This is a genomic window from Chryseobacterium sp. NRRL B-14798 (assembly GCF_050470705.1).
Classification (GTDB): domain Bacteria; phylum Bacteroidota; class Bacteroidia; order Flavobacteriales; family Weeksellaceae; genus Chryseobacterium; species Chryseobacterium cupriresistens.
This window is the reverse complement of sequence record NZ_JBFLUL010000005.1, coordinates 2206516-2219080: the sequence shown is the minus strand read 5'-3', so window position 1 is coordinate 2219080 and position 12565 is coordinate 2206516. Positions and strand designations below refer to the sequence as shown.

Below are 12565 nucleotides of genomic sequence, written 5' to 3'. Positions count from 1 at the left end.
TTTATTTTGATTTATACCCAGCTGTGCCCTTGTCTTTCCACCAAAGCATTAACATCTTCCGGTCCCCAGCTTCCTGCTTTATAATTCGGGAAAGATAAATCTTTGTTATTTTCCCATGCTTCCTGTATGGTAGTCACTACATCCCATGCCTCTTCCACCTGATCGGAACGCATAAATAAGGTAAGATCTCCTAAAAGAGCATCCTGTAATAAGGTTTCATATGCTTCCGGAGTATCTTCCTGACAGGCAAAATTATCGAAAATCATTTCTGCAGGCTTCAGATCCAGTGTCAGCCCGGGCTTTTTGGTCATGAACTGTAATCTGATATCCATCATGGGCTGAATATTAATGATCAACCTGTTGGCTGATAAAAGATGCGGGCTGTCTGAGAACGTTGAGTGAGGAAGCGGCTTAAACTGAATGGTAATGTAAGAATGCTTTTCTTTCATTTTCTTTCCGGTACGGACATAGAAAGGGACATCCTGCCATCTTTCGTTATCCAGATAAAATTTAATTGCTGCAAAAGTCTCTGTATTGGAATCAGGAGCAATTCCGTCTTCCTGGCGGTAGCCTTTCACCTCAATACCGTTGATGGTTCCTTTTCCATACTGGCCTCTTACCGCATAATGATCAACCTGATCGGAAGATATTCTCCGAATTGATTTCAGAACGTCAACTTTCCGGTCTCTGATTTCACCTGACTGCAATGAAGCCGGTGGTTCCATAGCCACCATACACAGAATCTGCAACAGGTGATTCTGAATCATATCTCTTAACGCACCTGTCTGTTCGTAGAATGCTCCTCTTGTCTCTACTCCAACTTCTTCCGCTACCGTAATCTGTACCGATTCTATATATTTATGATCCCATAAAGGCTCAAAAATAGAATTTCCAAATCTGAAAGCCAGTATATTCTGCACCGTTTCTTTTCCCAGATAGTGGTCGATACGGTAAATCTGCTCTTCTTCAAATGTTTTTGCCAAAAGGCTGTTCAATTCAACAGCAGATTGTTTATTGTGACCAAAAGGTTTCTCGATAATGATACGGTCTTTTTTCGGATCAGAAGCTAGTAAAGTCGTTTTGATATGATTGGATATTGTAGAAATAAAGCTAGGCCCGATGGATAAATAAAACAGCCTGTTTGCTCTCATCCCGTAAACGGTATCGAAATCCTGCAGTTTCTGCTGCAGATTTTCGTAAGAACTTTCTTCATCCAGCTGATGCTGAAAGTAAGTAATATGAGCCTGAAAACCTGCCCAGTCTTCGGAAGTCACTTTTTTTCTTGAGAAACTTTCAAGGTTTTCTTTGATATAATTTCTGAAATTTTCGTTGGTATTTTCTGCTCTTCCCAGTGCTACAATATTGAAGCCTTTGGGCATTCTGCCATCGATATATAAGTTGTAAAATGCCGGAAAAAGTTTTCTTTTTGCCAGATCGCCTGTAGCACCAAAAATAACAATAGTTGTTGGCTGCAAGACTTTATTTTGATTCATTTTTCCGAATTTTAGTTGTTTGCACTCTGCCAGGAAGTATGGAAAACTCCTTCTCTGTCAATACGCTGATAAGTATGAGCTCCGAAATAATCACGCTGAGCCTGGATAAGATTCACGGGAAGAGATTCTGTAGTATATGCATCAAAATATCCTAAAGCTGTCTGAAGTCCCAGGCTTGAGATTCCGTTGGTAGCGGCATATCCAGCTGTTTTTCTTAAACCTCTGATTTTTGATTTTACCAGTTCTGAAATTTCTTTATCAAGAAGAATATTAGAAAGGTTAGGGTTTTGGGTATAAGCGGAATAGAATTTTTCCAGCAAAACTGAACGGATAATACATCCTCCTCTCCAGATTTTCACAACATCTTTCAATGGAATTTCAAAGCCGTATTCTTCAGATGCTTTTACCAGTAAAGATAAACCTTGTGCATAGCTGATTAAAGTAGAAAGGAAAAGAGCATCGCCAACCTCCTGAATGAATAATTCTGTATTTTCAGGTTTTACAATTTCGTTATCGGCATATATTTTTGAAGCCTGAACTCTCTCGTTTTTATAAGCAGATAAAATTCTTGAAGTTACCGCAATATCAATGGTAGGAATAGAAACTCCGATTTCCATGGCCTGTTCTGAAGTCCATTTTCCGGTTCCTTTTGCTCCTGCTTTATCTAAAATCTGATCTACAAGATAGCCATCTGTTAATGAATCTTTTTGTGTGAAAATATCTCTGGTAATTTCAATAAGGAACGAGTTCATTTCGCCGTTATTCCATTCTTTGAAAACCTGATAAAGCTGTTCATTATTTAAACCTGCTCCTCTTTTAAGGAGATCATAAGCTTCACTGATCAGCTGCATTATGGCATATTCAATACCGTTGTGTACCATTTTCACATAGTTTCCGGCAGATCCTTTTCCCATATATGCTGTACACGCTTCGTTGTCTACTTTGGCTGCAATGGCTTCCAGCATCGGTTTTAGAAGTCTGAATGCTTCCAGATCCCCTCCAGGCATTATACTTGGACCTGTTCTGGCTCCTTTTTCACCTCCTGACACTCCCATTCCCATAAAATGCAGTTTCTTAGATGCCAGGTCAGCAACACGCCTGTTGGTATCTTCGAAATAAGAATTTCCTGCATCAATCACGATATCGCCTTCGCTTAAAAGCGGGGTGATATTTTCCAGCACAGCATCTACAGGTTTTCCTGCAGGAACCATAAGAATAATTTTTCTTGGAACTTCCAATGCGGATACAAAGTCTTCTAAAGATCCTGTACCCTTCACCTTCATTTCTGAAGCAGCTCCGCCTTCTAATTCTTTAACTTTCTCCTGATCAAGGTCGAATCCTGCGATTGAAAACCCGTTGTCAGCGATATTATAAAGCAGATTCCGCCCCATTACTCCAAGGCCAACCATCCCATAACTATATCTTTCCATTATATTGGTATTAATATGAATTTTTGTTATACAGAGAATAAAATTACGGAAATGCCTATAATGAAAAAAATAAAAGGAAAGAAAATGTTTGTTACACTTTTGTTACGTCCTCATTTATAAGCCTCTAATATTCACATTTTCATATGATTTTGTGTTTATAGAATAAAATTCAATCATTAATATGGGAATGATCTATTAAAACAGTCGGTTTTTTGGCATAATTAAACTTATATTTGCCAAAATTTATAAAGTAATGAACTATAAACTTGAACTCAACACTCAGGAGCCTAATTCTAAAATCGTTTTTAATAACATCATATTTGATTCGTTCAAGATTAATATAGTTGAAAGATATATCGGTTCCATGAAGGCTCGCCCTACGTTATGCGAAGTTTTATTTAAAGTAAGAACTCTGGATGATGTACTTATTAACAGAAAAGATGGTAATATAAGAGTAAAGATAAAGGGTGATGATTTTGAAACGTATCAGAAATTATCCCGCGATCTGAATTCTTATGAATACAAAAACAAACTGATTAACAGAAAAGAGGTAGAACAGAATTATGTTCATTTCATCCTGAGTTTAGTAATTACAAATTATCAGCTTAATTAAGCTGTTCCGGGCATTCTCCTTCTATCATTTTGCAGAGGGAGAATGTTCAGAAAACAATACACAGAAAGCAACCGGTTTTTAATTAAAAACGGTAAGTTATACTGAGCGTTCTATTTTGATTCTCAGCCATTTCGAGCTGGAAATATTTAAAAAAGTATAGTTTAAATCAAATTATTCGTTATTACGTAGGATATTGCTTCGATGATATTCTTCACTCCAATTCTCTCAAACAATTTGCTTCTGTGAAACTTTATGGTACTTGGTGACACAAACAATTGTTCTGCAATTTCTTCTATTTTTAATCCCTGAAGATAAAGCCGTATTATTTCTATTTCCCTTAATTTTAGGGCAACTTTAGATTCTTCTGTCCATTTTCCAGTGAAGAGATTATACTTCCAATAGGTTTCTGAGGTATTAGAAACGATCCTGATATTTCCCGCAGACCGGTTAAGAGAATAGGACACTACACAGACTATTTTGGAGATTTCTCCATCATCAAAGAGTTCTATAGGTGTAATCTTATGATTGACAAGCACATCTACACTGTTGGCATATTTAAGATGAAAATCATAGGTAATGGTATGTACTTTTTTTTCTTCAGGTGAAAGGCATTCAAAAAACTTTAATCCGTTGGTACTTACTTTCTTTAATATGTCAAGATCTGCCTTCTTGGTGTATTTACGAAAAAAATTATAACCCATTTTTTCAACTTCAGCAGCACTTAAACCAGAAAAAAGAAGAGGATTCTCAGAAATGAACTCTAATTTTCTTGTTTTAAGATCTGCAATATAAACACAGCCCAGACTGGTTTCCGATACCGCTTTTAGTACATTAAGATACTTCTCTGATGCCTTTCCGGCATATAATGAATTATTTTTATCACTCATATTTTTGACATGATAATAAGATATAAAACTTTTTTATTAGGCGACTTTTGCAAACATATTCATAATTAAGCTAAATAAAAAATCTATCAAAACTTAATTATAATTAAACTAAAAACTATAAATTATTTATTTTGATAATAAAAAAATCTATACAACTTCATTTTATTACATTTTCGCACATGTATGGAGATAAAAAAGAGAAAGAATGAAAGAAAGATATTTATATAAATCATTGTTTTTAAATGAAACTTGTATTTTTCTGTGTTGAAAGCATTTTGGGAAGATCAGTTTCTTATTAATTCATCAATCTTTGATTTAAAACTATACAAAAGTATAGTCATATTAAGTTTTTATTAAATTATTTTTACCCAAGTCACAATCATAAAAACTAAACTAAGAAAACTATATAAAAATGAAAGAAATCAAAACACATTAAAAAATACAACAACCCGTGCAGTAAAGTGAGTGATTTTTATAAAAAAATATAAAAAGGCCACCAACTCTGCAGCTGCCATTATTCCCACCTACTTAGACCCTACTACTTTTCTGTTTATCCGTTGATCACTTTTTATAAAAAGAGGTGATAAGGAAACATGATAATACACTTTAAACCAATTATTGTCTCTGTGATTGAAAAACAGAGGATTTTTCTATTGATTTCTGAACCAAATCTATAGAAGGATTCCTATTTCTTTCAAAGAAGAACTTAAGTAAATTGAATAACAGACTCTAACTTAAAATGAAACTATATGAGAAAAATTCTATCCATTATCTTATTTTTAATGACTTTTGCACATGCCCGGGGGCAAACCTGTGCACCAGTTCCAGTGCCGTTCTTACAGTCATTCAGTAGTGGAGCACTTCCCACATGCTGGATCAGCCAAAACCCTTCTTCCACTTCTACAAACGCTAATGTTAAGTGGAAATTTTCCGGATCAGCCGGATATGGAGCCACCGGAAACGGAGGGAAACCTGCCGGAACTTTTGCATGGGTTGATGCATCTTCACCTTATGCAGGTGAACACACAGTTGAACTGATAAGCCCTCAGATCAACTTAGTGGGGTTAACCAATCCTTATATCAAATTTGAATGGTTTAAAGATCATTTAACCGGACTCAACGGTACAGTACCTGCTGCCGACAACAATCAGCTAAAACTTGCTGTAAATAACGGCTCCGGATGGATACAGGTCTGGTCTGGTGATACCAATTCTCCTGAATGGAGAACAGTTGGTGTTCCTCTGGCAGCAAGCTATGTGGGTGCAACCATTCAATTAAAATTTACCGTTGATAAGGATGTAGCAGGAAATGGTGATTTTTATGATGATGTATTATTAGATGAAGTTCAGGTAATACAAGCTCCTACATGTTTTGAACCTGTTACTCTGCCTGTATCTAATATTGCACCTAATTCTGCAACACTGAACTGGACTGCTCCCCTTGCTCCGGCACCAGCTCCGGCCAATGGCTATGAATATTATTACAGTACAAACAGTACTCCTCCTGCAGCTGCAACACCAGGCACACCCAATCCCGGAACAAGTGCTAACATCAGCTCTCTGACTTCGGGTGCTACCTATTACTGGTGGATAAGATCTGTCTGTTCTGCAACGGATAAATCACCATGGGTTGCAGGCGCTCCTTTTACTCCAGGGCAGATTGGAGGAGGTACGGCTACTCATGCTTTTTTACCTGTATATTCCTGTTCAGGATTTAATTATTCCCAACAGATTTATTTGGCTTCAGAGATTGGAGCCGCAGTAGGAACCAATAATTATATAACAGCCATCAGGTTTTTTGCATCCACAACTGCAGCAACCCAGGCTAATTACAATCAATGGGTAGTGTATATGGGGAATACTTCACAAACAGATTTTGCAACCACTTCAAGCTGGATCTCTACCCCATCTTTAACACAGGTATATTCTGGCACTTTACCGGCAATGGTAGCTGGGACATGGGTTGAAATTCCTCTAAGCACACCATTCTTATGGGATGGTGTAAGCAATGTAGTGATAGGTGTTGATGAAAATTCAACAGGAACATCATGTACCGCCAACTGGGGAAGTTATTCTGCAGGAAATAACCGTGGAATGATTTATTACAATTCAACGACCAATCCGGATCCGGCAAATCTTCCAACTGCAACAAGCAGATATGCTGTATTACCGAGGTTACAATTGACAGGAACAACGTTACCAAGTTGTACCAACACTCCTCCAGCCAATATTGCAGTAAATAATATTACAGCAACTTCAGCCAATATTACCTGGACTGCCACAGCCAATGCCACATATGTTGTAAGATACAGAATACCTCCTTCCCTTACGTGGCAAACAATCAATGTAACAACTCCTTTTACTAATAGTGTAACGCTTACCTCTTTAACTGAACAGACCCAATACGAGGTAGAGATTGCAACCATTTGTGGAACGCAAGAGACATTTTCTGCTCCCGTAGGTTTTACAACACCTGCACTCACTTACTGTAATGGAGCAACGGCAACAGTTACGAACGGTTATATCAACAATATCACCATGATTGGTACGAATGTACCTTTAACCAGTAATAACTCAGGGCCGACAACGTATACGGATTATTCTACAGATCCTACAAAGACCATTACACTCCTGAGAAATTCAGTTAACAATACTCTGTCTGTAGGAAGGTCAATTATATCAGGAACTTATTCTACCAATGCATGGATAGATTTTAACGGGGATGGTATTTTTGATAATAATCCGGCAACGAGTCCCGGAGGAGAAAGAATCATGAATCTTGGCTATTCAAGCACCACTCCCGTTACTGCTACATTTGATGTTCCTGCCAATGCCTATCTGGGAACAAGTAAAGTAAAAATGCGTGTTATTGTATATTCTCTCACTCCAGCCAATGCCTGCGGACCTTTCACCAGCAATGGAGAAGTGGAAGATTATTATGTAAAATTTATAGATTTACAGCCTTGTACTACAGCTGCTCCTACTACTATTGCGGTGAATAACCTTACTCATAATTCTGCCTATGTATCATGGATTCCTACTGCTAATGCTACTTATATTATCAGATGGAGACAAGGAAATACAGGAGCATGGCTTCCATCTGCAACAGGACAGACACTTCCGGCAGGACAAAGCTTTTATACCATAACAGGACTCACCGAGCAAACCGGATACCAGGTGCAAATTGCAACCATCTGTAATGGAAACCAGGGAGTTTTTTCTCCAAGCGTAAGTTTTACAACTCCACCGTTAATGTATTGTAGTATGACCGGAACAGGAATTAACGATTACATTTCAAATGTGAAAGTTACCTCTGTCAACTTCCCGGTAATGGATAACCCATCAGTTCAAACGAATTATATCAGTTACACATCTGCTGCTACCCTTATTAATCTTGAAATCGGTTCTCAGGGAAATCAACTGTCAGTTTCTAAAGAATGGGCAGGAACTCAATATGCCGATGCTGTCAATGCATGGATCGATTGGAACAGAGATGGAGTTTTCACAGATGCTGAAAAAATAATGACGTCCGCTGCCAGCACCACCACTCCAATAACAGCAACTTTTGATGTTCCTTCAACAGGAGTTTATACAGGATCTTTAACAACAACGATGAGAGTGGTAATGAAACGAACCAGTGCTCCTGTAATGTGTGCAGATGCAGCCAATGGTGAAGTAGAAGATTATGCGGTAAGATTAAGACCATGCAGTAATGCAACACCCGGAAATCCAGTATTCACCAATATTACCCATAACTCTGTAAATATCAACTGGACAACTGCTGCTAATAATAATGCTTTTATTTTAGAATACAGACCTGTTACAAACCCTGTTTCTGCATGGGTTCCTTTAAACCTTTCTGTTTTAGGAGGGAATCCACCTGTAACAATCAACGCTTTAACTCCTGCTACGACTTATGAGGTAAGAATTGCAGCGGTTTGTGGTGGTACAGGAATCGGAGTTTACACGCCTATTAAAACATTTACAACGAGATGTGATCCTACTCCACCATTTGTAACGATAAGTAATGTAACGTCAAACTCAGCTTTGATCACCTGGAATCCGGTTGTTCCAAGTGCCTCTTATATTTTAAGATGGCGTGAAGTAGGTACCGGCCCATGGAATACACCAACGATCCCTCAACCACCTGCAAATTCATACACGATTCAAAATCTTGATTCATTTAAAACGTATGAAGTACAGGTTGCCAATATCTGTAATGGAGAAACAACAGCCAACCCGTGGTCTAATCCAAAAGTATTTACCACAGAAAGAATATGTGAAATTCCCCCTCCGGGGCTTATGATCACTCAGATTATGCCAACAACGGCAGAGGTTGTATGGGATCCTTTTCCGGGAGCCACTTATATACTGAAGTACAGAAAAGTAGGTATTCCGAGCTGGACAGAGGTTGTAGTTCCTACAAATACTTACACCATTACTGGCTTGCTGGAGCTCACTAAATACGAAATGCAGATAGCCAATATCTGTAACGGAGTACCGGGAAATTTTACAAAACTGTATTATTTTACAACTCCAACCGTCATCTACTGCCCGATGTCAGCAGCCAATTCTACAACAGAATTTATTTCAAAGGTTACTGTAAAACCTAATGGCAATAAGGAAATGATTAATGAATCTCTTGCCTCTACGTATTCAAATTTCACAGGAAATCCTTTAAAGTTTATTGATTTAATTCAAGGATCAAAAGGTAATCAGATTACCATTGATAAAACGTTAAGTTCAGGAACTAACGCTGGTGTTGCAGTCTGGATCGATTTCAACAGAAACGGAGAATTTGACATCAATGAAAGAATTCTGGCAGACGGACCTAATGGAACCCCAACAGCAAGTACAACTTTCTCTGTTCCTGACAATGCCTTCATAAGTATGACAGATTATAAATATGTTGTGATGAGAGTCGCTTTACAGAAGGATGGTATTCCTGTGAACTGTACGAATTTCAAAGAAGGTGAGGTGGAAGATTATACGGTCAGAATATCTAAACAACCTGTACCAAACTCTCTAAATCAGGCAGATATCCACATTTATCCCAACCCGGTAAGTTCAGTATTGTATGTAAAAAACATAAGCTTCAAAGCTCAATATAAAATTTACAGTGCTGCCGGAAGATTGATATCAAGTGGAATCATTCTGAACAATGCTATTAATGTGAGCAATCTTATCCACGGGATGTATATGATCGAGATAGAAGATGGAGGAATAACCGTTCAGAAGAAGTTTATTAAAGAATCCTAATCTCTTTTGTCAATGAAATTTCAATTTTAGAATCAAAATTCTGTAATTCATGAAAAACATTATATTTAGTTTATTATTTATCCTAATGAGCATTCCTATTTCGGCTCAAAGGGATACAGACCATTGGTTTGCACCTTATTACGCCTCCACAAGTTATACGCAGGCATTATATCTGTCTACCGACTCTGCCACCCCTTTTGTTGTTACAATTAATAATAACAATACTCCGATTGGCACTGTCACAATCAGCAAAAATGCTCCGCAAACCTTTGTTGTACCCATATCTGCTATCGCCGCCAATGTTACATCAGACGCTTATAGTGTTATCACTAAAGGGTTACATGTACAAGGGACAAAGCCGTTCTACTGTTCATTAAGAATAGTAAGCAATACTACACACGCCGAAATTATAACCAGTAAAGGGAAAGCCGGGATTGGTAAAGAGTTTTACGTGGCCGGAACTCCTACAACCTCATCACTTACCGGATATAATTTCACAGCAGGAATACTGGCTACAGAAAACAATACTGTAGTAACTGCTACATGGAGTGGAAACGTGACGTTCTTTGGAGCAGCACCAGCTACCAATACACAGACTATTACTCTTAATAAAGGACAGTCTTTTATTTTTGCAGGAGGTCCTGGAACGGGAGGTCAAAACCAGTCTGCTTTTATTGGAGCCAAAATTGTTTCCGACAAACCCATTACGCTTACCAATGGAAATGTCAATGGAAATTTTGGAAATAATACAAGTTCCGGATCTGATGCCATCCTTGATCAATCTGTACCAACAGAAAGGCTTGGAAGTACTTTTGCCATGGTAAGAACCAGATCTTCCTCTGATGATCTGGAAGGAGGTATCATTATTGGAACGGAAGACCATACTCAGATATTCATTAATGGTTCTACTACACCTATCGCAACGATCAACAGTGGAGATTTTTACAGGATCACAGGAAACAATTATGTTCAGCAGGGAAATTCCGGACATTTTAATATGTTTATAACGACTTCAAAAAATGTTTATCTGTATCAACTGGTTTCGGTAAATAACAGCAGTGCTACCTGTGGTTACAACTACATCCCACCATTAAACTGTTTTTTACCCAGAAAAATCGACGAAATCGGAAAGATCAATGAAATGCCAACCGGCACAGGTACTACAAGTACTGTTCCGAACGGAACTGTAGTAAAACTGAATATTTTAACTGAAGCGGGAGCCAATGTAACCGTAAACGGAGTTCTGCCACTCGCTTCAGAAGGTCCTTTTCCCTTAACAGGTAATAACAGCTGGGTAACGTATGCCATCCCTTCTATCACCGGAAATGTAACGGTTATTTCGGATAAAGCTGTAACTGCAGGGATTAATGGAGGATACAGCACGTCCGGATATGGAGGATATTTTGCAGGGTTCTCTTCTATTCCATTAATTGCAAAACAGACAGGAGAATGTATTCCTGGTATTGTTTTGGAAGTGGATGACAGCTATGATAGCTATCAGTGGTATTTGAATGGCAATCCTATTACAGGAGCCAATGCAAATACTTACACCCCTCTGGTTTCCGGAAATTATACCGTAAAAATAGCAGTAGGATCTTGTACTCCGGCCATCACCCCGGTTTACAAAGTGTTTACATGTCTTGAAGAGTCTACTAAAGCAATGACTGTCTGCGAAGGCTATCAGGCTATAGTCCCTCAGTTTACCAATTCAACTCAAAATTATGTTCCGAGTACAGTAACTATTATTACACCCCCGGCAAACGGTACCGCAACCATTGATCCGGCGGGAGTAATTACTTATGTTCCTAATTTCGGCTATATGGGTACAGACACTATTGTTTATAAATTTTGTGGAAACAACCCTGATTTTACAGATTGTGAACAGGTAACCTTAACATTAACGGTTTCTGAAAGCCCTATCGTTAAAGATGCTGCTCTAAGATCTTGTTTTGAACCATCTAATCCTGTACTGGGTGTATTCAACTTAACCTCAGCAGGAGTAAACGTACAACCTGGAACTATTAAACAATATTATCCTTCTCCTGCTGATGCCCATAACGGAACCAATGAAATTCTGACTCCAGCTAATTATACAGCACCAGACGGAGTGGTTTATATTAAGGTAAGCAATGCCAACGGATGTTACAGAATTGCAGAAGTAACGCTTACCGTTATCCCTCCTACCTACTCAGAGGTACTAAAGGATAAAATTATCTGTATGGAAAATACCACCACACTGGATGCCGGCCCCGGATATACTTCTTATCTATGGAGTACGGGAGCAACAACACCATCCATCAGCAATGTGGGAGTGGGAACTTATTGGGTAGATCTGAAAACGAGAGAATGTACGACAAGACAAACCGTAAAGGTTTATCCATCAGAAAATCCTGTAATTTCAGATATTAACATCAGCAATAATACGGTTACCCTGACTGCCATTGGAGGAACAACACCTTATCAGTATTCGATGGATAATATCAACTGGCAGAATGAAAATGTATTTACCAATGTTCCGCGTGGCAGCAATACTTTTTATGTAAAAGATGCTTATAACTGTACTCCTGTAGAGGTAGAAATTACAGTTCCTAATCTTATTAATATCATTACGCCTAATGGTGATGGAATAAATGATGTACTGGATTATTCTGCTTTGGCCGGGAAACCTAATTTCACATTCAGTATTTATGACCGATATGGAAGCAAGATCCACGAAGGAAGCAAATTAAACGGATATCAATGGGATGGCAGCATTGGCGACAAGAAAGTATCTACCGGAAACTACTGGTTTGATATGGGCTGGAATGAGACCAACAGAAAACAGACTCCGATAAAATACACAGGATGGATTATGGTAAAAAACAGAAATTAATTAAACATTTAA

The 12565-nt window shown here is 38.2% G+C and carries 6 protein-coding genes; 3 read left to right on the top strand and 3 right to left on the bottom strand.

Going from position 1 to position 12565, the window contains the following annotated elements; all coding sequences use genetic code 11:
• Nucleotides 1-11 precede the first annotated feature (11 nt).
• Nucleotides 12-1493, bottom strand: a complete 1482-nt coding sequence (zwf, locus tag AB1278_RS10355; RefSeq protein ID WP_429814182.1) for a glucose-6-phosphate dehydrogenase — start codon at nucleotides 1491-1493, stop codon at nucleotides 12-14.
• Between the two features lie 11 nt (nucleotides 1494-1504).
• A complete protein-coding gene (gene gndA, locus AB1278_RS10350; RefSeq protein WP_429814179.1) occupies nucleotides 1505-2923 on the bottom strand; it encodes an NADP-dependent phosphogluconate dehydrogenase in 1419 nt (472 codons plus the stop codon).
• A gap of 253 nt (nucleotides 2924-3176) precedes the next feature.
• Between gndA and AB1278_RS10345 the strand changes: the two genes are divergently transcribed.
• Entirely contained in the window at nucleotides 3177-3536 is a 360-nt protein-coding gene (locus AB1278_RS10345; protein ID WP_137906036.1) for a prevent-host-death protein, read from the top strand.
• Between the two features lie 161 nt (nucleotides 3537-3697).
• Here the strand turns inward: AB1278_RS10345 and AB1278_RS10340 are convergent, their stop codons facing one another.
• The gene (locus AB1278_RS10340) at nucleotides 3698-4423 is read right to left on the bottom strand and encodes a response regulator transcription factor (protein WP_062675197.1); all 726 of its coding nucleotides are present in this window, start codon (nucleotides 4421-4423) and stop codon (nucleotides 3698-3700) included.
• Between the two features lie 749 nt (nucleotides 4424-5172).
• Here AB1278_RS10340 and AB1278_RS10335 point away from each other — a divergent pair.
• On the top strand, nucleotides 5173-9681 hold the full coding sequence (locus AB1278_RS10335) for a GEVED domain-containing protein (protein WP_429814175.1): 4509 nt from the start codon (nucleotides 5173-5175) through the stop codon (nucleotides 9679-9681).
• 49 nt (nucleotides 9682-9730) lie between these two features.
• Nucleotides 9731-12553 (top strand): T9SS type B sorting domain-containing protein, encoded by a 2823-nt coding sequence (locus AB1278_RS10330; RefSeq protein WP_202838732.1) that lies wholly within the window; start codon nucleotides 9731-9733, stop codon nucleotides 12551-12553.
• The last annotated feature ends 12 nt before the right edge of the window (nucleotides 12554-12565 follow it).

Bases quoted from the DNA above. Each gene is read 5' to 3' on its own strand.
- zwf (WP_429814182.1), bottom strand. From the start codon at position 1,493: ATGAATCAAAATAAAGTCTTGCAGCCAACAACTATTGTTATTTTTGGT.
- gndA (WP_429814179.1), bottom strand. From the start codon at position 2,923: ATGGAAAGATATAGTTATGGGATGGTTGGCCTTGGAGTAATGGGGCGG.
- AB1278_RS10345 (WP_137906036.1), top strand. From the start codon at position 3,177: ATGAACTATAAACTTGAACTCAACACTCAGGAGCCTAATTCTAAAATC.
- AB1278_RS10340 (WP_062675197.1), bottom strand. From the start codon at position 4,423: ATGAGTGATAAAAATAATTCATTATATGCCGGAAAGGCATCAGAGAAG.
- AB1278_RS10335 (WP_429814175.1), top strand. From the start codon at position 5,173: ATGAGAAAAATTCTATCCATTATCTTATTTTTAATGACTTTTGCACAT.
- AB1278_RS10330 (WP_202838732.1), top strand. From the start codon at position 9,731: ATGAAAAACATTATATTTAGTTTATTATTTATCCTAATGAGCATTCCT.